At 45.0% G+C, this 22337-nt stretch carries 25 protein-coding genes and 1 pseudogene; 18 read left to right on the top strand and 8 right to left on the bottom strand.

Translation table 11 applies throughout. The features are described 5' to 3' along the window. Window positions 1–78 precede the first annotated feature (78 nt). A complete protein-coding gene (gene gndA, locus NSS75_RS12745; RefSeq protein ID WP_024121966.1) occupies window positions 79–1488 on the top strand; it encodes an NADP-dependent phosphogluconate dehydrogenase in 1410 nt (469 codons plus the stop codon). Window positions 1489–1555: 67 nt separating this feature from the next. Continuing rightward, window positions 1556–2209, top strand: coding sequence for a DUF3885 domain-containing protein (locus NSS75_RS12740; protein WP_339233296.1), 654 nt, complete (start codon window positions 1556–1558; stop codon window positions 2207–2209). 44 nt (window positions 2210–2253) lie between these two features. On the opposite strand, the gene zwf is transcribed toward NSS75_RS12740, so the two are convergent. Beyond that, entirely contained in the window at window positions 2254–3723 is a 1470-nt protein-coding gene (zwf, locus tag NSS75_RS12735; protein WP_010334843.1) for a glucose-6-phosphate dehydrogenase, read from the bottom strand. Window positions 3724–3946: 223 nt separating this feature from the next. Here zwf and rnz point away from each other — a divergent pair, with 223 nt between their 5' ends. Next, entirely contained in the window at window positions 3947–4870 is a 924-nt protein-coding gene (rnz, locus tag NSS75_RS12730) for a ribonuclease Z (RefSeq protein WP_216394033.1), read from the top strand. Between the two features lie 79 nt (window positions 4871–4949). After that, window positions 4950–5099: a 50S ribosomal protein L33 gene (rpmG, locus tag NSS75_RS12725; RefSeq protein ID WP_003226511.1), complete on the top strand. Its 150-nt coding sequence runs from the start codon at window positions 4950–4952 to the stop codon at window positions 5097–5099. 34 nt (window positions 5100–5133) lie between these two features. On the opposite strand, the gene NSS75_RS12720 is transcribed toward rpmG, so the two are convergent. Then, on the bottom strand, window positions 5134–5904 hold the full coding sequence (locus NSS75_RS12720; RefSeq protein ID WP_024121963.1) for an alpha/beta hydrolase: 771 nt from the start codon (window positions 5902–5904) through the stop codon (window positions 5134–5136). Between the two features lie 117 nt (window positions 5905–6021). Continuing rightward, a complete protein-coding gene (gene namA / locus NSS75_RS12715; RefSeq protein ID WP_024121962.1) occupies window positions 6022–7038 on the bottom strand; it encodes an NADPH dehydrogenase NamA in 1017 nt (338 codons plus the stop codon). 170 nt (window positions 7039–7208) lie between these two features. Here namA and NSS75_RS12710 point away from each other — a divergent pair, with 170 nt between their 5' ends. Further along, the gene (locus tag NSS75_RS12710; RefSeq protein ID WP_339233292.1) at window positions 7209–8840 is read left to right on the top strand and encodes a M20/M25/M40 family metallo-hydrolase; all 1632 of its coding nucleotides are present in this window, start codon (window positions 7209–7211) and stop codon (window positions 8838–8840) included. Between the two features lie 47 nt (window positions 8841–8887). Here the strand turns inward: NSS75_RS12710 and proC are convergent, their stop codons facing one another. After that, on the bottom strand, window positions 8888–9724 hold the full coding sequence (gene proC / locus NSS75_RS12705) for a pyrroline-5-carboxylate reductase (protein ID WP_339233290.1): 837 nt from the start codon (window positions 9722–9724) through the stop codon (window positions 8888–8890). Between the two features lie 402 nt (window positions 9725–10126). On the opposite strand from proC, the gene NSS75_RS12700 reads away from it, so the two are divergent. The 5 genes from NSS75_RS12700 (at window position 10127) to NSS75_RS12680 (ending at window position 14750) form a co-directional block, all read left to right on the top strand. Continuing rightward, a complete protein-coding gene (locus tag NSS75_RS12700) occupies window positions 10127–11086 on the top strand; it encodes an MBL fold metallo-hydrolase (RefSeq protein ID WP_024121959.1) in 960 nt (319 codons plus the stop codon). 5 nt (window positions 11087–11091) lie between these two features. Beyond that, window positions 11092–11871 (top strand): SDR family oxidoreductase, encoded by a 780-nt coding sequence (locus NSS75_RS12695; protein ID WP_059336663.1) that lies wholly within the window; start codon window positions 11092–11094, stop codon window positions 11869–11871. 92 nt (window positions 11872–11963) lie between these two features. Then, entirely contained in the window at window positions 11964–13310 is a 1347-nt protein-coding gene (gene dsdA / locus NSS75_RS12690; protein WP_339233287.1) for a D-serine ammonia-lyase, read from the top strand. A gap of 88 nt (window positions 13311–13398) precedes the next feature. Then, the gene (coaA, locus tag NSS75_RS12685; protein ID WP_024121956.1) at window positions 13399–14358 is read left to right on the top strand and encodes a type I pantothenate kinase; all 960 of its coding nucleotides are present in this window, start codon (window positions 13399–13401) and stop codon (window positions 14356–14358) included. A 5-nt stretch (window positions 14359–14363) separates the two neighbouring features. Further along, the gene (locus NSS75_RS12680; RefSeq protein ID WP_038954218.1) at window positions 14364–14750 is read left to right on the top strand and encodes a VOC family protein; all 387 of its coding nucleotides are present in this window, start codon (window positions 14364–14366) and stop codon (window positions 14748–14750) included. Here the strand turns inward: NSS75_RS12680 and NSS75_RS12675 are convergent. Then, complete coding sequence (locus tag NSS75_RS12675) at window positions 14747–14908, bottom strand: hypothetical protein (protein ID WP_024121954.1); 162 nt, start codon at window positions 14906–14908, stop codon at window positions 14747–14749. The two genes, NSS75_RS12680 and NSS75_RS12675, sit on opposite strands and share 4 nt — an antisense overlap. A gap of 53 nt (window positions 14909–14961) precedes the next feature. Further along, window positions 14962–16191: an MFS transporter gene (locus tag NSS75_RS12670; protein WP_044154746.1), complete on the bottom strand. Its 1230-nt coding sequence runs from the start codon at window positions 16189–16191 to the stop codon at window positions 14962–14964. 134 nt (window positions 16192–16325) lie between these two features. On the opposite strand from NSS75_RS12670, the gene NSS75_RS12665 reads away from it, so the two are divergent. Then, window positions 16326–16700, top strand: a complete 375-nt coding sequence (locus tag NSS75_RS12665) for a hypothetical protein (RefSeq protein ID WP_095713227.1) — start codon at window positions 16326–16328, stop codon at window positions 16698–16700. Between the two features lie 12 nt (window positions 16701–16712). Here the strand turns inward: NSS75_RS12665 and NSS75_RS12660 are convergent, their stop codons facing one another. After that, a complete protein-coding gene (locus NSS75_RS12660; protein ID WP_010334838.1) occupies window positions 16713–16919 on the bottom strand; it encodes a YqzH family protein in 207 nt (68 codons plus the stop codon). Window positions 16920–17086: 167 nt separating this feature from the next. On the opposite strand from NSS75_RS12660, the gene NSS75_RS12655 reads away from it, so the two are divergent. From NSS75_RS12655 to NSS75_RS12625, 7 genes and pseudogenes are all read left to right on the top strand, one after another. Then, a complete protein-coding gene (locus NSS75_RS12655) occupies window positions 17087–18325 on the top strand; it encodes a DNA polymerase IV (RefSeq protein ID WP_339233284.1) in 1239 nt (412 codons plus the stop codon). Beyond that, window positions 18322–18660 carry a YolD-like family protein gene (locus NSS75_RS12650; protein ID WP_095713225.1) on the top strand — a complete coding sequence of 113 codons (339 nt, stop codon included), beginning with the start codon at window positions 18322–18324 and terminating at the stop codon, window positions 18658–18660. Before NSS75_RS12655 ends, NSS75_RS12650 begins: the two co-directional genes overlap by 4 nt. Window positions 18661–18843: 183 nt before the next feature. Further along, on the top strand, window positions 18844–19314 hold the full coding sequence (locus NSS75_RS12645) for a GNAT family N-acetyltransferase (protein ID WP_095713224.1): 471 nt from the start codon (window positions 18844–18846) through the stop codon (window positions 19312–19314). A gap of 12 nt (window positions 19315–19326) precedes the next feature. Beyond that, window positions 19327–19678: pseudogene (locus tag NSS75_RS12640) on the top strand (antibiotic biosynthesis monooxygenase). Further along, window positions 19662–20693, top strand: coding sequence for a bifunctional GNAT family N-acetyltransferase/GrpB family protein (locus NSS75_RS12635; protein WP_024121946.1), 1032 nt, complete (start codon window positions 19662–19664; stop codon window positions 20691–20693). Before NSS75_RS12640 ends, NSS75_RS12635 begins: the two are co-directional and overlap by 17 nt. Then, window positions 20690–21013, top strand: a complete 324-nt coding sequence (locus NSS75_RS12630; protein ID WP_024121945.1) for an iron-sulfur cluster biosynthesis family protein — start codon at window positions 20690–20692, stop codon at window positions 21011–21013. Before NSS75_RS12635 ends, NSS75_RS12630 begins: the two co-directional genes overlap by 4 nt. 13 nt (window positions 21014–21026) lie before the next feature. Further along, window positions 21027–21266 carry a DUF2552 family protein gene (locus NSS75_RS12625; RefSeq protein WP_024121944.1) on the top strand — a complete coding sequence of 80 codons (240 nt, stop codon included), beginning with the start codon at window positions 21027–21029 and terminating at the stop codon, window positions 21264–21266. A 36-nt stretch (window positions 21267–21302) separates the two neighbouring features. Here NSS75_RS12625 and NSS75_RS12620 read toward each other — a convergent pair whose 3' ends face one another. Then, window positions 21303–22208, bottom strand: coding sequence for an alpha/beta hydrolase (locus tag NSS75_RS12620; protein WP_339233278.1), 906 nt, complete (start codon window positions 22206–22208; stop codon window positions 21303–21305). Window positions 22209–22337 lie beyond the last annotated feature (129 nt).

Genomic DNA, 22337 nt, shown 5'->3' with positions numbered 1-22337 from the left:
ATTTCAATAGTATAAATATCATTTTATTTTAATGTAAATTTTAAAATGGTTAAACGTTTGCAGAAGGGACGTTAGAATATGTCAAAACAACAAATCGGAGTTATCGGACTTGCGGTAATGGGTAAAAATCTGGCTTTAAATATTGAAAGCCGAGGATTTTCTGTTTCTGTTTACAACAGATCAAGCAGCAAAACCGAGGAATTTTTGCAGGAGGCTGAAGGCAAAAACGTTGTCGGCACCTACAGCATTGAAGAATTTGTTCAATCCTTGGAAACACCGCGCAAAATTTTGTTAATGGTTAAAGCGGGAACTGCTACAGATGCGACAATTCAATCTCTTCTTCCTCACTTAGAGAAGGACGATATTTTAATTGACGGCGGAAATACATATTATAAAGATACACAGCGCCGAAACAAAGAGCTTGCTGAAAGCGGCATTCATTTTATCGGCACAGGCGTTTCAGGCGGAGAAGAAGGAGCGCTTAAAGGGCCTTCTATCATGCCTGGCGGACAAAAAGAAGCTCATGAACTTGTGAAGCCAATTCTTGAAGCAATTTCTGCAAAAGTTGACGGTGAAGCGTGTACGACATATATCGGTCCGGACGGTGCCGGCCATTATGTAAAAATGGTGCACAACGGTATTGAATACGGGGATATGCAGCTGATCTCTGAATCTTATTTCATCCTGAAGCAGGTACTCGGTCTTTCAGCTGATGAGCTTCATGAAGTATTTGCTGAATGGAATAAAGGCGAGCTTGACAGCTATCTGATCGAGATTACTGCTGATATCTTCACGAAAAAAGATGAAGAAACAGGTAAACCGCTTGTTGATGTAATTCTTGATAAAGCGGGTCAAAAAGGAACAGGAAAATGGACAAGCCAAAGTGCACTTGACTTAGGTGTTCCGCTTCCGATTATCACTGAATCTGTATTCGCACGTTTTATTTCAGCGATGAAGGATGAGCGTGTGAAAGCAAGCGGCCTTCTTTCAGGGCCTGAAGTGAAGCCTGTTACAGAAAATAAAGAAGAGCTGATCGAAGCAGTCAGAAAAGCGCTGTTCATGAGCAAAATCTGTTCTTACGCCCAAGGATTTGCCCAAATGAAAGCAGCTTCTGAAGAATACAACTGGGATCTCAATTACGGTGAAATCGCTATGATCTTCCGCGGCGGCTGCATCATCCGTGCGGCATTCCTGCAGAAAATCAAAGAAGCTTACGACCGTGATCCTGAGCTTGATAACCTGCTGCTTGACAGCCACTTCAAGAACATTGCAGAAAGCTACCAAGGAGCGCTTCGCCAAGTGATTTCACTTGCAGTTGCCCAAGGTGTGCCGGTACCTTCATTCTCAAGCGCACTAGCTTATTATGACAGCTATCGCACAGCCGTGCTGCCTGCAAACTTGATCCAAGCGCAGCGTGACTACTTCGGCGCCCATACTTATGAGCGCACAGACAAAGACGGTGTCTTCCATACTGAATGGATGAAATAATGATGTGGAAATCCCGCAGCCTGACAGCTGCGGGATTTTTTTGAAATAGAGTGCGGGGAACGAAAGGATGTATGTTTTGCCTGTAAATGAGTATGTACTTGAAAATTTTCCTGGTTTACGACTTACACCTCCTTTGTTTTATAACTGGCAGATCGGCATCCGGTTTGAAATAGGCGTAGGATATAATGTGAATGCTGCTTATCTACACAGCCCTTGTATAGATAACGCATACAAGAGAGCTGTCACTTTATTTAAGTCTTTACATGCCGATGATGATGATATATTTGTTATAGCTGAAGGGGGAAGGAGATATAAGAGCAAATTACATATTTTCTCACGGTACATTCGAGAAAAAGCTGTGTTGAAAAAACTGCAGCACATTGCTGTCTCTTATACTTGTTCTGATGATGATAATAAAACGCATAGATTTTTTCTGAGGTGTAAAGCTGGTGATGTAAGATATATTTCAATGCTGAGAGCGATATGTAATCAAGATATGGGGATAAAACCAAGTATTTCTCAAAAAATTTACTTTATCAATATAAAAAAGAGAACCATTTTTTATCTTTATGATGATCGAGGCTGCGATATTTTAGCTGCTGCAGCTGAAACAATACAGGATATGTATGAAACATATAACAGTTGGATATTAGATTACGACAGAGAGAGAATCAATCGTCTTTTTGAGCCGCTTAGAGGCAGAAAGCTTGATACAACATAAATAAAAGGCTGAAAATGCTTTACAAGCACTTTCAGCCTTTTTCTTTATATATTCCACCAATGCAAGCCGTCTTTCGCCAAAAGATCATCTGATTCTTTTGGACCCATAGAACCTGCTTCGTAGTTTGGCGATAGGGTTTTGTTGGCTGCCCATGTTTCAGAAATGGAATCGACAAAGCTCCAAGAAAGGGCCACTTCATCCCAGTGTGCGAAGTTCGTCGCATCGCCGAGAAGACAGTCGTGAATCAATTTTTCATATGCTTCAGGAGTGTTCAGCTCGTCATTGCAATTGCTGCAGTAATCCAGTTTGATTGGCTGCGCGTGTGCTGCTCCTCCGAGTTTTTTAGCGTTTAAGTAAAGTGTAATGCCTTCGTCAGGCTGAATATGAATGACGAGTAAGTTCGGATTCATGTTGTTTTCATTGCCGTAGTACAGGTTCATCGGAATGTCCTTAAATTGAACGACAATTTTTGTAGACTTTTCTTTCATTCGTTTTCCGGTACGGATGTAGAATGGAACACCAGCCCATCTGAAGTTGTCGATCAGAAGCTTTCCAGAAACAAAGGTTTCTGTATTTGAGTCAGGAGCGACGTTATCTTCATCTGTATAAGCAGGGACTGGCAAACCGTCAATTTCACCGGCTTGATATTGTCCGCGCACAAAATACTCATCCACTTCGTCTTTTGCAATAGGGCGGAGGGCTCTCAGCACCTTCACTTTTTCGCTGCGGATTTCTTCTGTGTTCAGTTTAATCGGCGGCTCCATTGCGAGAAGCGCAACCATTTGCATAATATGGTTTTGCACCATGTCGCGAAGGGCGCCTGATTTTTCGTAATATCTAGCACGGTCTTCAACACCAAGTGATTCGCTTGATGTGATCTGGATATTTGAGATGTAGCGGTTTGTCCATAGCGGTTCGAAAATCGCATTGGCAAATCGAATGACCTCAATATTCTGCACCATTTGTTTTCCTAAATAGTGATCGATTCTGTAAATTTGATCTTCTGTAAATGCTTCGCGAATTTCTTGATTTAATGCTTGCGCGCTCGGCAAGTCATGGCCGAACGGCTTTTCAATCACAAGGCGGGACCAGCCTGTAGTTGCTGTAACACCTTCTGATTTTAATGTCTTTGCAATTGTCCCAAAGAATTCTGGGGCCATTGCCAAGTAGAACATTCTGTTGTTCGGGATTTGATATGTATCTTCCAGCTGGTTGAGCAGTACGTTAAGCTCTTGATAAGAACCAGGGTTTGTCACGTCAAACGGGTGATAATAGAAATGAGACGTGAAATCATCTATATGTTTATCAGCAGCTGAGGAAATAGATGTTTTGACGGTTTGGCGAAGATCCTCATTGGACCAAGGTCTTCTTCCGACTCCTACAACTGCAAACTCTTCTCCGATTTGTCCGTTTTTATATAAACGGTGAATGGACGGATAGAGTTTTCGTTTTGCTAAATCTCCCGTTGCACCGAATATGACAATTACTGCTTTTGGTTGTTGGTTTGTTTTCACTAAAAGTACCTCACTTTATTCGAAGCTTTATTTTAGTACCCCGCATATTTCCTTCATTTTAAATCTAAAATTCAACGAAAGCAAACATTTAAGACCTTTTTTTGCAGAATGGCGCAAAAATATTTCTAGAACGAAAGGATTGCCCGAATCAGAGGCAAGATTCACATTTTACGCATGATCCTGTATTCTTGTAGGTAACTAGTTCTAGTAGGAGGAAGGAAATGTGGAATTACTTTTTTTAGGGACGGGAGCCGGAATTCCCGCTAAGTCGAGAAACGTGACGTCGATCGCATTAAAACTGCTTGAAGAAAGGCGATCTGTATGGCTGTTTGACTGCGGGGAAGCCACACAGCATCAAATTTTACATACATCGATTAAACCTCGAAAAATAGAAAAAATCTTCATTACTCACATGCACGGCGATCATGTATACGGTCTTCCAGGGCTTCTTGGCAGCCGTTCTTTTCAGGGCGGTGAGGACGAGCTGACGGTTTACGGACCGAAAGGCATCAAGGCGTTTATTGAAACAAGTCTTGCCGTCACGAAAACTCACCTAACATATCCGCTTGTGATACAAGAGATTGAAGAGGGAGCGGTATTTGAGGACGATCAGTTTATCGTCACAGCTGTATCCGCGATTCATGGTGTAGAGGCCTTCGGGTACCGCGTACAGGAAAAAGATGTGCCTGGTTCTTTAAAGGCGGCGTTATTAAAGGAAATGAATATTCCGCCTGGACCTGTATATTCGAAAATGAAAAAAGGTGAAACTGTGACACTTGAAGACGGACGCATCATAAACGGGAAGGATTTTCTGGAGCCTCCTAAAAAGGGGAGAGCTGTCGTGTTTTCCGGGGATACGAGAGTGAGCGATAAGATAAAAGAGCTTGCACGGGACTGTGATGTGCTTGTGCATGAAGCCACCTTTGCTAAGGATGATGTGAAGCTTGCTTTTGATTATTTTCACAGTACAACAGAACAAGCAGCTGTAACTGCCAAAGAAGCTGGGGCGAAGCAGCTCATTTTAACTCATATCAGCGCGAGATATCAGGGAGAGGCTTCTTTAGAGCTCCAAAAAGAAGCGGCAGCCGTTTTTCCGAACAGCATCACAGCGTATGATTTCTTAGAGGTTCAAGTTCCGAGAGGCTGATAAAGAGATGGTGTTTGACAATCTGTTGTTAAGCTGTATAATAAAACGTAACCATTACGTTTTATGAGGAGATGTTAACATGAGAGTAAATGTTACTTTGGCTTGCACTGAAACAGGGGACAGAAACTACATCACAACCAAAAATAAACGCACAAATCCTGATCGTTTAGAGCTGAAAAAATACTCACCGCGGTTAAAGAAATATACCCTTCATCGCGAAACAAAATAATAAAAACCCCGGCTGCTTTAGCCGGGGTTTTTGTTTAATTGACTGCCTGGTATATCGGGGCGGCCTGCTTGCAGGCCGCGCACCAAACATCATAAATCGCCAGATGGACGATATGAGGTTCATCATGATGAATGTTATGTGAGCTGTTTTTAGCTTGTATCCAGCCGCTTTGATCGGATAGAGACAAAATGCTGCTATGCAGGTTTCTCCAGTCCTCTTCACCGGAGGCGAATTTCTCAGTGCGTTCACCTGATGACAGGACAATAAGCGGCATGTTCCCTAAATGGACTTGCTGCTGTTTGAACTGCCGCAGACTTTTCGAAAAGTCTGCATGTGTCTCCTCGAGCATCATCTGCTTTCTGTATGCTGTATGCATTTCTTCAGGAATAAATGTAAAGCCGCCATTGCCGTAATCTCCTAAAGCGGGATCAAGGAGCACCATGCCGATAATATCCTGTCGGTTTTTACAGGCCCATAAACTGCTGATAACCGATCCGTATGAATGTGAAACAGCCAGATAAGGCGGTCTTATACCTGCTGCCTTAAGCAAGCTTTCTAATTCTCTCACCTTTTGGTCGGCTGTTCGTTCTGCCTTGCTTTGTCCGCTTTTCCCAATGCCCGCTCTATCATATGTGAATATGCCAAATTCGTCATCAATGTCCGCTGTTAGTGGTTTCCACGTCTCTGAAGAAGTGCCATAGCCGGCTTCAAAGACAATGGTTACACCGCTAAATCCTTTTCGGTGTTTTGTATGAAATTCACAACCGTCAACCGTATAGGTCCTTTCGATCCATGCTGCATTCATTGGAGTCATCTCCTCTAATTGGTTCTACTAGGGAGACGGAGAACGTCAGCTGATCGTTTCTCCAAAAATAAAAAAAGAGATATCCGGCGGCGGAGCCGCGGATATCTCGGATCAAGATTACCAGCCTCTTTCGTATTGAACAGGGGCTTGAATGTCTGTATTCAGCTGTTTTGCAGCAGTTCTTGCAAAGTAAGGATCGCGTAATAGCTCTCTGCCGATAAAGATGAGGTCTGCACGGTTATTTTGAAGAATTTCTTCAGCCATTGAACCATTTGTAATCATCCCGACAGCTCCAGTCGCCATGTCAGCCTGTTCGCGGATTTTCTCGGCGAAGCTGACCTGATAGCCAGGGAATACGTTAATGTCTGCCTGAACAAGGGCACCTGAGCTGCAGTCAATTAAGTCAACGCCCTGCTCCTTCATCCATTTTGCAAAACCGATATGATCAGCGATATCTAAGCCTTTGTCTGTATAGTCAGAAGCCGATACACGGACAAATAAAGGACCGTCCCACACTTGTTTGACTTCATCAATGATTTCTCTTAAGAAACGGTAGCGGTTTTCTGGTGAGCCGCCGTATTCATCTGTGCGATGGTTAGAAAGCGGAGATAAAAATTCATGAATTAAGTAACCGTGTGCTGCATGAATCTCAATCACATCAAAACCTGCTTCTTTTGCACGGGCAGCCGCTTGTTTGAACTCCTGCACGGTTTCTTTCACTTTTTCAGTTGTCATTTCAACCGGCGTGCTTGATTGCTCGTCAAACGCGATCGCAGACGGAGCGAAAATATCTCCTTCAAGCTCTGCTTTACGTCCTGCGTGGGCAAGCTGAATTCCGATTTTTGAGCCTTGCGCTTTTACCTGCTCAGTCAGCTTTGCGAAACCTTCGATATGCTCGTCGCTCCATATCCCTAAATCTTGGTCTGTGATTCGTCCTTGAGGATTTACCGCTGATGCTTCCACAATAATCAATCCGACCTGGCCGACTGCGCGCGTTATGTAGTGAGCCATGTGGAACGGCTGTAATTTTCCGTCCTTTTCGTGAGAAGAGTACATGCACATTGGTGACATCACAATGCGGTTTTTTAACGTTACATCTTTAATCGTAATAGGTGTGAATAATTTTCTGGCCATTTCTTTCGCCTCCCGTAAGGTTTTTAGAGATTGATTATAACAAGTCATTTCTTTCACGTCATATAAACTGCTCAAACGATCCGAATTTGTCAAACATTTCTGTATAATAGACAGGGAATCATTTTATTTTTTAGGATCAAATCGTTTTTATACATAGGAGGGCGGAAATGATGAATTGGCAGACTAAGGATGATTTGCTTACCCTTTTAACTTCTCTTGTCCAGTATGAAAGTGTCACCGGTTCAAAAGGGGAGGCCGCACTTGCGGAATATCTTTATTATCTTTTAAAGGACAAGCCTTATTTTCAAAATAACCCTGATCATGTAACACTCCATCCGATGGAAGACGGCAGAACGTTTTTGACAGCGCTTGTCAAAAAGAAAGATGTCAAACAGACGGTGCTCTTGCTGAGCCATTTTGACGTCGTGGACATAGAGGACTACGGAGAATTCAAACATATGGCTTGTAAGCCGGCTGAGCTTTTGAACTCCTTTTTAGAGAAAAAAGAGTTGCTTCCTGAACGTGTGAGAACAGACGCGGAAAGCGGCGACTGGCTGTTCGGGAGAGGCACGATGGATATGAAAGCGGGGCTGGCTGTTCAGCTGTCGATGCTTGAGCGGGCAATGAATGGTCATTTTGATGGGAATGTGCTTTTGATTACGGTTCCTGACGAGGAAGTGAATTCAAGGGGAATGATCGAAGCCGTTCCTGCGCTGAAAGAAATGGAGAAAAAATATCATCTTACATACACTGCTTGTTTGAATAGCGAACCGATGTTTGAAAAGTTTCCGGGCGACCAGCAGCAATATGTGTATTCAGGAAGCATCGGCAAGGTTCTCGCAGGGTTTTTCTGCAAAGGGATAGAGACGCATGTCGGAGAGCCGTTTTCCGGTTTAAATGCAAATTTAATGGTTTCTGAGATCAACCGTCTGCTGGAACTGAACGTGAATTACTGCGAAATGGCTGACGGGGAAGTCACCCCGCCGCCGGTAAACTTAATGCAAAAGGACTTGAAGGAGTCATATTCCGTCCAAACACCGCATACGGCCGTTACGTTATTTAATGTACTGACAATGAAGCGCTCTGCGAGTGAGCTGCATAACATGCTGCGGAGAACCGCAGAGCAGGCGGCAGAGAAGATTTCAAACCATATTCAGCAAAAAACACGTGATTTCCAGAAGTTTGAGCCATTTCATCCAATTGAACGAACTGTCTCTGTTTTTACATTTGATGAGCTGCTTGCACGTGCGAAAAGGCGTGTCGGAAGCTCAGAAACAGAACGGGTGCTGAATTTCACTTATGCAAACAGGGGAGATCTTGGAGACAGGGATTTTTCGACTAGAATTGTATCTGAGCTCGCAGCGCTGTGTAAGGAAGATGCGCCGCTCATTGTTCTCTTTTACAGCCCTCCATTTTATCCGGCAGTGTCATCAAAGAACGATCAGGTAATCAAGAATACTGCTGGCAAGCTCATTCAATATGCAGCTGACAGGTACGGCATTGCTTTACGGGAGGTTCAGTATTTCCCAGGACTCTCGGATTTGAGCTATCTTCAGCTGGAAAAACAGGAGGTTGGTGCATACACAAGCAATATGCCGCTCTTTAACAGAGGATATTCACTTCCCAGCAGTAAAGACAAGGCGCTGTATGTCCCGGTATTAAATGTCGGCCCGGCTGGAAAAGACCCGCACAAATGGACAGAAAGACTGTATGTGCCTTATTCCTTTGAGGTGCTTCCCGACTTGCTGTCCTTTACAATCTCTGCATTATTAAAACAATCAGAAGCTGCCAGCCAGCCTTAAGATAAAAGAAGACAGAAAGCGCTTTGCCTTCTGTCTTGTGTTTTTTTCTATAAATGCTTCTCTAAGGCGGCTCCGGCAAATTGCTCTTTGATTTCAGCGCTTCGTTTGGCTGTTTCTTCAATACAATGAATGATCGCTTCTTCAAAGCGGGCTTCCGTTAAAGCGCGAAGGCCTGCCTCTGTTGTTCCCCCTGGGCTCGTAATCTCCCTGCGCAGCTGTGCGGGCTGTTTTCCGCTTTGACGAAGCATGTCTGTTGCGCCTGCCATTGTCTGCAGGATCAATTTTTGAGCCGTTTCCTCCTCTAAACCGACCGTTTGCGCCGCTTTTTCCATCGCTTCGATATAGCGATACAGGTAAGCGGGACCGCTGCCTGCTATCGCGGTAACGGCATCAAGGTGCTGCTCCTCAACCAATGTGGCGTCACCGATTGTTTCTAGCAATGCTGTAGCCGCCGTGATATCGTCTTGGCTTGCTTCAGCGCTTACGGAAAATCCGGTTGCTGATTTTCTGATGGCAGCTGAAGTATTCGGCATCACCCGTATGACAGCAAGCTTTCTGCCGAAATAATGCTGAATGGTTTCGATGGTAAGGCCTGCAAGCACAGAAATGACAAGCTGATCCTTCATGTAAGAACGAATGCTGTCAATGCTCTCTGCCGCATCCTTAGGCTTAAAAGCGAGAACGACGATATCTGTTTGTGTGAAAAACTCGCTCTTATCCCTGCATGGACGCACGCCGTACATTTCCTTTAATTCATTGAGTCTCTCTTCGTTTGACCTGTTTGTGATATAAATATTTTCAGGTTTTGTAATGCCGCTTTGCAAAAAGCCGTTGATCATTGCTTCAGCCATGGACCCGGCGCCGACAAATCCTATCTTTTTCATGGATATCCTCCTTCTATCAGAACAACAAAAAACCTTTTCATCACGTAAAGGACGAAAAGGTTCGCGGTACCACCCTCATTAGCACAACTTGTGCTCAGCTCAAATCCCGTAACGCGGGAAACGTTTAGGTTTTCCTAACCGCGACTTGAGGGCAGGTTCTACAAACAAGCGGGCCGCGATACCTTTCAGCCTGGGGATATCGCTCTCTCTGGCCATTGCCTGTATACTATTCCTCGTCATAGCGTTCCAATGGTTCTCATTTTAGTTGTTGTTCATTATGCAATGGGGGATAAGCTAATGTCAATAGCTTTTTCAAAAAGGGACATTCTCATACGGCAATAATGACACAGGACCGAGAAAAAGCTAAAATATGAGTAATGAATGAAGACAAGGAGCAAAAGAATGACAACTGCAGATATCATTCCGATTCGCGTCCCGACACCGTTTGCCGTCGGTGATGTCATCGTTTACTTAGTGAAAGGTGACGCGCTGACACTGATCGATGCCGGACCGAACACTAAAGAAGCAGCTGAAGTCCTAAAAGAGCAGCTTGCTAGTATACATATAGAAATGTCAGATATTGAGCAGATCGTGCTGACTCACCATCACGCGGATCATGCGGGGTTGCTTGATGTTTTTTCTGATGATATTAAAGTGATTGGACATCCGTTTAACGAACCATATATCAGCAGAGACAAGGCATTTATGGAGTGGCAAAAACATTTTTTTCAAAAGCTGCTGCCTGAGTTAGGCGTTCCATTTGATGATGTGAAAGCAGAAAGGCTCATCCGGTCGGCGTACGCATTTTCCTGTACAAGATCCTTGACCCAAACGGTTACGGAAGGGATGAAAATTGACGGGATGGGTGACTGGACTGTTCTGGAAATGCCCGGACATGCAGAGTCGCATATTGTTCTCTTTCATGAAAAGACCGGAAGAATGCTTGGCGGTGATTTGCTGCTGGCGAACAGCTCGTCTAACCCGATTCTTGAAGCGCCAAAAACGGGAGAAAAAAGATCGGAGCCTTTACTGGATTATCAGCGGTCGTTGCGGAGGCTGTCTGAACTTGCCCCGAACACAGTGTTTCCCGGTCATGGCGAGACGATTGGCAATGTACGAGCACTGATCAAGAAGCGGTTTGACAAGCAGAGCAGCCGAACCGAGGATGTGCGTCATATGCTGTCGGAAAAACCGCTTACCGCTTTTCAGGTCTGTCAGCAGCTCTTTCCTGCCGTTTATGAAAAAGAGTTGTTTTTAACGATGTCAGAAACGGTTGGGCATCTTGATATATTGGCAGCCGAAGCAGGCATCACGTCATATTGGGATGGAAATACCGCATACTTTAGAGCAATAGAGAGGTGAACAGGTTGAAAAATATAGCTGGCAAGCGTATTTGGATTACAGGTGCTTCAGGAGGGCTTGGTGAAAGAATCGCTTATTTATGTGCGGCTGAAGGAGCCCATGTTTTGCTGTCGGCAAGACGTGAGGATCGTTTGAAGGAAATCAAAAGAAAAATGACCGAGGAATGGAGCGGACAATGTGATATTTTCCCTCTGGATGTCTCCCGTCTTGAAGATATCACCCTCGTCCGTGATCAGATCGGTCCGGTTGATGTGCTGATCAATAATGCAGGTTTCGGTATTTTTGAAACGGTTTTAGACTCTACACTTGATGAGATGAAATCAATGTTTGATGTCAATGTTTTCGGTCTGATTGCCTGTACAAAAGCTGTTCTTCCGCATATGCTTGAGCAAAAAAGCGGCCATATCATCAATATTGCCTCTCAAGCAGGGAAAATTGCCACACCGAAATCCAGCCTTTATTCAGCGACAAAACACGCTGTGCTCGGCTATTCAAACGCTTTGCGTATGGAGCTGGCGGGCACAGGCGTCTATGTGACGACAGTCAATCCAGGGCCGATTCAGACTGACTTTTTTTCTATTGCTGATAAAGGCGGAGACTATGCCAAAAATGTCGAACGCTGGATGCTTGACCCAGATGATGTGGCAGCACAAATCGCGTCTGCCATTATGACGAACAAACGTGAAATCAACCTTCCTCGTTTGATGAATGCCGGCACAAAGCTATATCAGCTGTTTCCAGCCCTTGTGGAAAAGCTGGCTGGACGGGTGTTCATGAAAAAATAAGCATGGAACTGCCTGTGTGAGGCGCCTTTTGGTGTGTTTGCAGGCAGTTTTTTATAAAGATATACATTTGTTAAAGGAAGGAGAAATGGCTGATGTCGATAAATCAAGAAACTTTGCGTAATCTGATAAAAGATCCATTTATTCAGAAATTGATTGATGCACGACCGGTATTCTGGGCTAATCCCGGCAAGAAAGAGGGGATGGTATTACAAGCGGCTGAGTGGGAAAGCGAGATAGCCGAGGCGGACAAAAGACTTCGGCGGTTTGCTCCTTATATTGCCGAGGCGTTTCCGGAAACAAAAGCTGCCGAAGGGATGATTGAATCGCCGCTTTTTGAAATACGCCATATGAAAAAGAAGCTGGAGGAAGTGTATGGCGAAACGTTTCCGGGGAGATGGCTTTTAAAGTGCGATCATGAGCTTCCGATTTCGGGATCGATTAAAGCACGCGGCGGTATTTATGAAGTGCTGAAACATGCGGAGGAGCTTGCGCTTCAAGAAGGAATGCTTAAGGAAACAGATGATTACAGCATCTTGCACGAAGAGCGGTTCACTTCATTTTTTTCACGCTATTCCATTGCTGTCGGCTCAACAGGCAATCTTGGTTTAAGCATCGGTATCATTGGCGCCAAACTAGGTTTTCGAGTGACGGTGCATATGTCCTCCGACGCTAAACAGTGGAAGAAGGATTTACTTCGCAAAAAGGGCGTCACCGTAATCGAGTACGATTCAGATTACAGTGAAGCGGTTAAAGAAGGACGGCGGCAGGCGGAACAAGATCCATTCTGTTATTTTATTGATGATGAACATTCCCGCCAGCTGTTCCTAGGATATGCGGTAGCGGCCAGTCGTTTAAAAACACAGCTCAGCTTTATGGATATCGAGCCTGGTCCTGAAACACCGCTGTTTGTGTATTTGCCTTGCGGAGTCGGCGGAGGGCCGGGCGGTGTGGCATTTGGACTGAAGCTATTGTACGGAAACCATGTTCATGTATTTTTCGGGGAGCCAACCCATTCACCGTCTATGCTCTTAGGTCTATATTCCGGCCTGCATGACCAGATCTCTGTGCAGGATATCGGCTTGGATAATGTAACGGCTGCTGACGGGCTTGCAGTAGGGCGTCCGTCAGGATTTGTCGGCAATCTGATAGAACCTTTGCTGAGCGGCTGTTATACAATTGAAGACGAAACGCTGTATGCTTTGCTTCATTTGCTGGCTTTATCTGAAAATAAGCATTTAGAGCCGTCTGCGCTTGCCGGCATGTTCGGGCCTGTTCAGCTGTTTTTATCGGATATCGGGAAACACGACATGTCTGAAAATGATCTGCGTCACAGCATGAAAAATGCCGTACATGTTGTCTGGGGAACGGGAGGCAGTATGGTTCCGAAAGAAGAAATGGCTGCATATAACCGAATCGGTGCTGACTTGTTAAAAAGGTAAATTGAAAAAATAAGCAGACAGTAGGAATGTTTTCCGTTACAATCTTTGTAAGCGTTTGTTTAAAGCTACAGAGAGTCAGGTGTAAACAGTGAAAAATAAAGAGCTTAATTTACATACTTTATATACACAGCACAGCCGGCAGTCTTGGTCAGGATTTGGGGGCCATTTGTCGATTGCTGTTTCTGAAGAAGAGGCAAAAGCTGTTGAAGGGCTGAATGATCATCTATCCGTAGAGGAAGTGGAGACGATCTATATTCCGCTTGTTCGCCTGCTTCATTTGCATGTCAAGTCGGCTGCCGAACGAAATAAGCATGTGAATGTTTTTTTGAAGCACCCTCATTCAGCCAAAATTCCGTTTATCATCGGCATTGCCGGCAGTGTCGCAGTCGGGAAAAGCACGACAGCGCGGATTTTGCAGAAGCTGCTTTCGCGTTTGCCGGATCGCCCCAAGGTCAGCCTGATCACGACAGACGGTTTTTTATTTCCTACAGCTGAGCTGAAGAAGAAAAACTTGCTGTCAAGAAAAGGATTTCCTGAAAGCTATGATGTGAAAGCGCTCCTTGAATTTTTGAATGACGTAAAGTCAGGAAAAGAAAGAGTGAAGGCCCCTGTATATTCTCATTTAACCTATGACCGCGAGGAAGGTGTGTTCGAGGTTGTAGAACAGGCTGATATCGTGATCATCGAAGGGATTAATGTTCTTCAATCGCCGACCTTGGAGGATGACCGGGAAAATCCCCGCATCTTTGTTTCCGATTTCTTTGATTTTTCAATTTACGTAGATGCGGACGAAAGCCGGATTCTTACCTGGTATTTAGAGCGTTTCCGCCTTCTTCGGGAAACAGCCTTTCAAAATCCGGACTCGTATTTTCATAAATTTAAAGACCTGTCTGACCAGGAGGCTGACGAGATGGCAACCTCGATTTGGGAGAGTGTCAACCGCCCTAATTTATATGAAAATATTTTGCCGACTAAATTCAGGTCAGATTTAATATTGCGAAAGGGAGACCGGCATAAGGTAGAAGAAGTGTTAGTCAGAAGGGTGTGACCATTGTGCATCATATTGAACTGTATGTCTCCGATTTGGAAGCGTCTAAGCGGTTTTGGGGATGGTTTTTAGCAGAAATTGGCTATAAAGAGTGTCAAAAATGGAGTTCCGGCATCAGCTGGAAGAAAGATCACTTTTACCTTGTGATTGTTCAGGCAAAAGAAGAATGGCTAGAGCCGAAATATCACAGGTGCCGTGTCGGGCTGAATCATCTCGCGTTTCATGCTGAATCCAAGCTTCAAGTCGACCTGATGACTGAAAAATTGATGGCGAAAGGCTATCGTGTGCTGTACCGAGACCGGCATCCTTTTGCCGGAGGAGACGGGCATTATGCAGTCTATTGTGAGGACCCTGACCGGATTAAGGTAGAGCTCGTTGCCCCAAGCGGTTAATCGTTTTGGTCTTCGGACATGCTGTTAAGCTTTTTTTCGATTCGGTCCAGCTGTGCTTTACGGTTTTTCGCATATGTAGAGCCGATCACAGCCGCCGAGATAACAGCGGCAAACATAAAAAATACGATCAGCTGAAACATGATATCACCTATATTCATATTTCATCACCTCGTTTTTGCGGGAGAGAGCGATTCTCTCCCGTCTTCTTGTGTTAAAGCGGCTTCCCCAGTCCGGGTTGCTGCTCAGTGATTCCCGCTTTCATCCTCCGATAGGCAAACACTAAAAACGGCAGGCCAAGCAGGGTGATGCCGCTAAGGACAGAAAAAATGGAACTTGGATGCCCGGCACCAAATGCATCTATACATAAGCCGCCGGCCCAAGGGCCAATCACATTCCCAAACTGCGAAAAGCCGATCGCTCCGAAATACGTTCCTTTTAATCCGGGTTTTGCAATCTGGTCTACAAACAAATCCATCATACAGAATAAGAGCACTTCTCCAATTGTAAATGCAATCACAATGATAACAAGTGAAGAAACCCCGTGTGACATGGTAAGAATCATCATGCTGGCGCTGATCATGATATTGCCGAGCATCAGGGAGCAAAGCGGCGAAAACCGTTTACCAAGGTGGACGATGGGAAACTGTGTTGCCAAAACAACAATTGCGTTTAATGTCAGCATCAAGCCGTACAATTTTGTCCCATTTTCGATAAAAGGATTTTGCGCCATATATTGCGGGAATGTAGAGCTGAACTGTGAATAGCCGAAGCTGCATAGTGTAATGCCGATAAGAGCAACTGTAAAAAGACGATCCTTTTGCGTTACCATAAACGCTTCCCGAACGTTCAGATTTCTGGATTGTTCTAATGTCGCGGGTGGATGCTTTTTAAATTGGATGGCAAGGATGACACCGTACATCCCATAAATCACCGCGGGCACCAAAAAAGGAGCGGTAGATTGTGATGAACCAAAGTACAGACCGAGCACAGGGCCGAAGACAACGCCGATATTAATGGCTGCATACCGTAAATTAAAAACCAGCAATCTTGTTTTTTCTTCTGTCATATCTGACAGCAAAGCTTTTGAAGCAGGTTCAAACAGTGATTTACAAAGTCCGTTTAACGCATTTACCACAAAAAATACCCAGAGGTGAGAAGCGGCTGCAAACCCTGCAAACACCAGCATCCAGCCGAAAATGGATACAAGCATCATGTTCTTTCTGCCGAATTTGTCCGAGATATATCCGCCATAAAAGCTTGCAATGATACCGACTGATGAGCTCGCCGCAATGACAAGCCCCGCGTAGGACGCTGATGCGCCTTGGACAGCTGTTAAATAAATCGCTAAAAACGGAATGCTCATCGATGTTGCCATCCTGCCAAAAATGGTTCCGATAATAATTGTCCAGCTGATTGGGTGGATATCTTTCCATGTCTTCATCTATTGTTCTCTCCTGTTAGTAAGATCTTTTTCTATCATACATGAAAAAATTTCCTTATCCAACGGGGGATTAAATTTTTTTACTTACTGGTTTATATGGGATTGTATTACACTATGTGTGCGCAGGATGACCTTTGTTTTTTGAATGGTTCATGTTTCACGTTGACGATGGCGTTTACGCCGTTGAAGTGGAGGGTGAAGTACACGGATTTTTGTTCGGCGCTTATATCATGAAAGTGCAATTCTCATTGAGCAGGAAATGCCCGGTCAGTTTAAAGACATTAGGAAGGCGGGAGAAGCAAACGGATTTCCGTTCGAAGACGTTGACCCATCAGGCTGTAGATCATATCGGCGGGGTTCCTGAAATGCTGAGTGAGACCGGGCATCAGATTAAAGTTTATGCTGACGGGCTTGAGCGCCCGTATATGAGAAGGGGCGCTTCCCGTCGATATCAGCCGCGTCCCTTCTGGCCATACGAAAACAGATATACGAAATTTCTCCAACAATGAAGGTGCATGTCACTAAGAAAACAGCCCTTGGTTTGTGACGTAGTCATAAATGATATCCTCTATATGCGCATGCAGGTCCTCGTCTGGATCTTCATTTTGTCTTTCCTCTAAAGCAGCTTTCAGGCTTTGTTTTTCATACGGGCTTAACGGATCAATGGCAACATTTCGGCCGTATTGGCGCAATGCCTGTCCCAGCATTTTTTCGACAAATTTCTCCATTTTGACTCTCCTATCTTTATGGTTCGCTTTCATTCTACTAAATGTTTTCCTTCTCTCAAACCCTTGCATCATATTTTCTGTCAGACAAGAATCATTTACCAGTATAAATCGAACATATTTTCGCATATAATAGTGAAAGCGAACATAAGTTCTTTTTAGAGGTGTGTATGATGAAAGAAAAAGTGATTTTTCTCGTTGACATGCAATCGTTTTATGCATCTGTAGAGAAAGCGGAAAATCCACATTTAAAAAATCAGCCGGTGATTGTTTCGGGTGATCCGGAAAGGCGGGGCGGAGTCGTATTGGCTGCATGCCCGCTGGCGAAACGAAAAGGGGTAGCCAATGCCTCACGCCTGTGGGAAGCGCAGGAAAAGTGCCCTGAAGCTGTTGTGCTCCGGCCTCGTATGCAGCGGTATATTGATGTATCGCTGCAAATCACCGCCATTTTAGAGGAATATACAGATCTTGTGGAACCCTATTCCATTGACGAGCAGTTCATGGATATCACAGGCAGCCAGAAGCTGTTTGGGGCGCCCGAGGAGATTGCTAAAAGCATTCAGGACAGAATCATGCGGGAGGTCGGCATTTATGCCCGGGTCGGAATCGGCCCTAATAAAGCGCTTGGCAAAATTGCGTGTGACAATTTTGCCAAAAAGAATAAGAACGGTATTTTCACGTTAACGAAAGAAAATATGAAAACCGAGATGTGGCCGCTTCCGGTGGGGAGTATGTTTGGCGTCGGGAGCCGGATGAAACATCATTTAAATCGAATGGGCATCAGCACGATCGGCGGGCTTGCGGTTTTTCCGCTCGAGCTTTTAAAAAAGAAATGGGGCATTAACGGACACGTGCTGTGGATGACGGCGAACGGAATCGACTATTCTCCTGTGTCAACGGCATCGCTGGACGGACAAAAAGCGATTGGCCACGGAATGACACTCCCGAAAGACTATGAACACTTTGACAAAGAAATAAAGGTCGTTCTGCTGGAGCTGAGTGAAGAGGTATGCAGGCGAAGCCGAAACGCCGGGATGATGGGGCAGACGGTTTCGGTGAGCTGCAGGGGGGCTGACTTTGATTTGCCGACCGGCTTCAACCGGCAAGTGAAGCTGGCGGAACCGACCAATTCTACGCAGGATGTGTACCAGGCTGTATGCAGACTGTTTCTCAAGTTTTGGGACGGGAAGCCTGTCCGCCGCCTCGGGGTCAATCTCTCTCAGCTCTCATCTGATGAAGTATGGCAGCTTAATTTATTTCAGGATTATGCAAAGAAGATGAGCCTCGGCTATGTGATGGACGGGATTAAAAACCGGTTCGGCGACACGGCGATCATCAGGGCGGCCTCACTGACAGCGGCAGGCCAGGCGTTTGAACGAGCGGCTAAAATAGGAGGGCATTATAAATGAATGAGCATTTAAAAAGAGGCAATCTGCTGTGGGAAGGAAGCCGAATGTTTCTGCCTGAACATAAACAAAGCCTGCTTGAGAGAAAACACCATAAACAGAAGCTGCAAAGGCCAATCCTTGATTCGGATAAGCTGGAGGAGATGAACCAAACGTTTTGCATGGCAATGGAATTTGCTCAGGATATTACTGTCAGCTGCTTTCAAGATGGCGAAATTGTCACCTGCAGCGGGAAAATCTGCCGCTATGAAGAATTTGAAAAAACAGTGTGGATAAAAGGGGACGCCGGCAAGCTCTGTAAGCTGAGACTTGATCAGGTGCTTGATATTTTTCTGTAAATGTTCCCCCTCCTGGAGGGGGAGAACTAGATGTGAAAATAGCAAACATTGTTCCGTCAGCAGTCTGGAAACGTATGATACAGAAAAGAAGGCATTTACAATTCCAGTCAGGCAAAATATAATTTTTATATTGTGAGAAAAAAGAGACATTCGTTTTGCCAGACGGAGGGAGATCAAATCGTAATGGATATTCGAACAATCACGTCTTCAGATTATGAAATGGTAACGTCTGTAATGAATGAATGGTGGGGCGGCAGGCAGCTGAAAGAAAAGCTCCCGCGATTATTTTTTGAACATTTTCAGGACACCAGCTTTATCACACATGAACATAACAGCATGACTGGATTTTTAATCGGATTTCAATCGCAATCAGATCCTGTAACGGCATACATCCATTTTTCCGGTGTGCATCCGGATTTCAGAAAAATGCAAATTGGAAAACAATTATACGATGTGTTTATTGAAGCAGTTAAGAAGAGGGGATGCACCCGGGTAAAGTGCGTCACGTCCCCGGTAAATAAGGTGTCAATCGCGTATCATACAAGACTGGGTTTTGAAATTGAAAAAGGCAGCAAAACAGTGAATGGCATCTCAGTATTTGCAAATTACGATGGAACGGGCCAGGACAGGGTTCTTTTTGTGAAAAACATATGAGGAGGAACCGCTATGGATTTTTTGTCAAAAACACCTGAGCCTCCTTATTATGCTGTTATCTTTTCTTCTGTCAAAAGTGAAAATGACGAAGCATATGGAGAAACAGCAGAGCGGATGGTTTCGCTTGCGGCGAGCCAGCCCGGATTTTTAGGTGTGGAAAGCGTTCGCGAAGCGGATGGAACCGGCATCACAGTTTCCTATTGGGAGAGTATGAACGCAATCAATCATTGGAAGCATCACACCGAACACCAGGCAGCGAAAGAAAAAGGAAAAAGCGTATGGTATGAATCGTATGCGGTCCGCGTCGCCAAAGTCGAGAAGCAGCGGCTGTTTTCAGGAGAAAACAAATGATTGCATTTCTTAAGCATAAGGAAGAGGATGTATCGCGTGAGATTATTGACGTTCAAAAGCCAGCTTATGTAAAAGAAGCGGAGCTTATCGGTTTTGACGGAATCCCTGCTTTACACGAAAAAGCCGAGGATATCAGAGCCTCACAGGAGCGATTTGCGGGATACCGGGAAGACGGGAAACTGCTCGGTGTCATTTCATACGAGAAGTTTATGCATGAGCTGACCATTTGCAGGCTTGTTGTGCATCCCGACGGTTTCAGAAAAGGCATCGGACGAGCACTCGTGCAATTTGTTATTGATCAGAACGAAGACGCTGAGAAAATCGAGGTAGTAACAGCCGAGAAAAACAACCCTGCCGTATCGCTGTATACGCAGGCAGGATTTGTAAAGACGAAAACCGTCAAAGCGTCAGAGGGGCTTTTGCTGTCAGTCTTTCATCTCTATCCGAAAAGAAAGGTTGAAGTCGTTCACTACAATGAAGAATGGGTAAGGCTGTTCAGTGAGGAAAAAGATCGTCTGAAGCTTGTGCTCGGCCCGGAGATCATTGACGTGCATCATGTCGGAAGCACATCGATACCAAATATGGCGGCAAAGCCGGTCATTGATATCCTGATTGCAGTAAAGGATATCGCGGCCGTGAACCAATATGATTCGAAAATGGCGGAGCTCGGCTATATGCCGAAAGGAGAAAACGGCATGATTGGCAGACGCTATTTTCAAAAGGGCGGAAATAAGCGTACCCATCATGTCCATATTTATGAGGGAGGGCATCCTGCTATTGAAAGGCATTTGGTGTTCAGAGATTATCTCACAGCTCATCCGGAAATAGCGAATGAATACGCCGCGCTCAAAAAACAGCTGGCGGCCCAGTACCCGGACAATATCAAGCCGTACATACAGGGAAAAACCGATTGGATCAAGGCTGCAGAAGAAAAAGCGAAGCGGTGGAAAAAAGGCAGAAACAATGCGAACGGACGCGTGGTGTGCTACAATAGCGAAAATGAAAAAAACGGGGGTTTCACCTTATGAACATTCATGTGACAGATGCAGCAAAACAGGCACTGCAGCAGGCGCTTGACGCCAACCCGGGAAAAAAGGCACAGCTCCGTTATGACGCTGAAGGATGCGGCTGCGCAGTAAGCGGTGTACCGACCATCTGGGTGACAGAGGAATTAGCGGGACAGTGTGAGCAGCTGGAAACGAACGGCATTCCGCTATATATCCAGTCGTCGCAAAAAGTGTTTTTTGACGATCAAATGACAATCGATTACAATGAAAAAGCCAAAACGCTGGCGCTGAAAAGTCCGGCTCAAATGCTCAGTCCAAGAATGAGCATATTAGTAAAGTAGGGAGACACGAAACGTGGAACAAAAGCTGAAGTCAATTAAGAATACAGCACAGAATAAAACGTGGGTATCCTTTCTGAACAAAAACCATCCCTACACCCTGCTGCATTGGTCAATCGGAGGAGCGCAATCCGTCGAGAAGGATGTTTGGCTTTTGCAGGATGAAATGACATTTGAAGCGCAGGAGTTTACTACGATAGACCTTGCGATTGAATGGATCAGTGAAAATATGGATGGCATCACCGACGTTTTATGATGGAAAAGCGAAAGGCCGAAAGGGGCCTTTCGCTTTTTACGTTATTTTGTCTAAAAAGGCTTGCACGGTTTTTTGATACGTGTCCCGATTTTTTGTATACGACATGGCGTGTTCTCCAGCTTCAGCAATATAGAGTTCCTTTGGACCGGGCTTTTTTTTATAAAGCCGCTCGGTTGCAGAAACAGGAATATAATCATCGTGCCTGCTGTGAATAAAGAGGACCGGCTTTTCGATCGTTTCGATGACGGCAAGCGGAGATACATCGCGTGCGCGGTAGCCGTCCCTGAACCGCAAAAAGGAGTCGGCAATGGGAAGAATCGGCCAGGAAGGCAGCCGGTATTCCGCTTTCAGACGATACGCAAGCTGTTCCTCGAAGCTTGCAAACGGGCAATCGGCAATATAAAAATCAGCGCCATCGTCAGGATGTGCGCCTGCATACAGCAGAGCAGTCACTGCTCCCATTGATTCACCATGAATTCCGACCAATCCGCGGTTACAGGTTTTGTCTTTGACCCATTTGACGACCTCGTTTAAATCATCCTTTTCATAAAAACCATAGCTTGTAGTCTTTCCGCCGCTTTGTCCGTGCCGGCGATGATCGTAAATCAGCACATTCCAGCCGAGATCAAGAAATAAATCCATATATTTGACAGAATTCAATACATTCACGGTCACACCGTGGCAGATGACCATTGTATTTGATGTATCGTGCGGTGCAACATAGTAGCCTTTTATATCATATCCGTAAGCCGATGGAATCACAAAAGCCGTTTTCTCCATGCGTTCAAACGATTCAAATACATCATGCCCGTCATCTGTTTCTCTTTTCATAATCTCTTCGTCGGTTTTTTTCTTTATGAACATAATGATATTTGTGAAACAAATACCGATAGCAGCTACAGCTGCCAAGACAGCGCCGACGGCTAAAAGGAATCTTTTCAAAAGACACAGCACCTTTCAACTCTATTATGGATAACCTTCTAAAACCATTATACCTAAACGCTGCTGAGCCGGCAGAAAAATATGACAGCGTTTTTCCGAAGAGAGTCTGCTTGTTCAGCCTGAATCTCC

It is taken from the genome of Bacillus sp. FSL K6-1012, from assembly GCF_037964915.1.
Lineage (GTDB): Bacteria > Bacillota > Bacilli > Bacillales > Bacillaceae > Bacillus > Bacillus halotolerans.
Note: the sequence above shows the minus strand (reverse complement) of the source record. Positions and strands in the feature narration are given on the sequence as shown.

Excerpts from the sequence above, each read along its gene's own strand:
- namA (WP_024121962.1), bottom strand. The coding sequence starts at position 7,038 with ATGGCCAGAAAATTATTCACACCTATTACGATTAAAGATGTAACGTTA.
- rpmG (WP_003226511.1), top strand. The coding sequence starts at position 4,950 with ATGAGAGTAAATGTTACTTTGGCTTGCACTGAAACAGGGGACAGAAAC.
- NSS75_RS12675 (WP_024121954.1), bottom strand. The coding sequence starts at position 14,908 with ATGAATATAGGTGATATCATGTTTCAGCTGATCGTATTTTTTATGTTT.
- NSS75_RS12710 (WP_339233292.1), top strand. The coding sequence starts at position 7,209 with ATGAATTGGCAGACTAAGGATGATTTGCTTACCCTTTTAACTTCTCTT.
- NSS75_RS12670 (WP_044154746.1), bottom strand. The coding sequence starts at position 16,191 with ATGAAGACATGGAAAGATATCCACCCAATCAGCTGGACAATTATTATC.
- NSS75_RS12720 (WP_024121963.1), bottom strand. The coding sequence starts at position 5,904 with ATGAATGCAGCATGGATCGAAAGGACCTATACGGTTGACGGTTGTGAA.
- NSS75_RS12740 (WP_339233296.1), top strand. The coding sequence starts at position 1,556 with ATGTATGTTTTGCCTGTAAATGAGTATGTACTTGAAAATTTTCCTGGT.
- NSS75_RS12655 (WP_339233284.1), top strand. The coding sequence starts at position 17,087 with ATGATGAAAGAAAAAGTGATTTTTCTCGTTGACATGCAATCGTTTTAT.
- proC (WP_339233290.1), bottom strand. The coding sequence starts at position 9,724 with ATGAAAAAGATAGGATTTGTCGGCGCCGGGTCCATGGCTGAAGCAATG.
- NSS75_RS12635 (WP_024121946.1), top strand. The coding sequence starts at position 19,662 with ATGATTGCATTTCTTAAGCATAAGGAAGAGGATGTATCGCGTGAGATT.
- NSS75_RS12650 (WP_095713225.1), top strand. The coding sequence starts at position 18,322 with ATGAATGAGCATTTAAAAAGAGGCAATCTGCTGTGGGAAGGAAGCCGA.
- NSS75_RS12630 (WP_024121945.1), top strand. The coding sequence starts at position 20,690 with ATGAACATTCATGTGACAGATGCAGCAAAACAGGCACTGCAGCAGGCG.
- gndA (WP_024121966.1), top strand. The coding sequence starts at position 79 with ATGTCAAAACAACAAATCGGAGTTATCGGACTTGCGGTAATGGGTAAA.
- NSS75_RS12700 (WP_024121959.1), top strand. The coding sequence starts at position 10,127 with ATGACAACTGCAGATATCATTCCGATTCGCGTCCCGACACCGTTTGCC.
- NSS75_RS12645 (WP_095713224.1), top strand. The coding sequence starts at position 18,844 with ATGGATATTCGAACAATCACGTCTTCAGATTATGAAATGGTAACGTCT.
- dsdA (WP_339233287.1), top strand. The coding sequence starts at position 11,964 with ATGTCGATAAATCAAGAAACTTTGCGTAATCTGATAAAAGATCCATTT.
- NSS75_RS12660 (WP_010334838.1), bottom strand. The coding sequence starts at position 16,919 with ATGGAGAAATTTGTCGAAAAAATGCTGGGACAGGCATTGCGCCAATAC.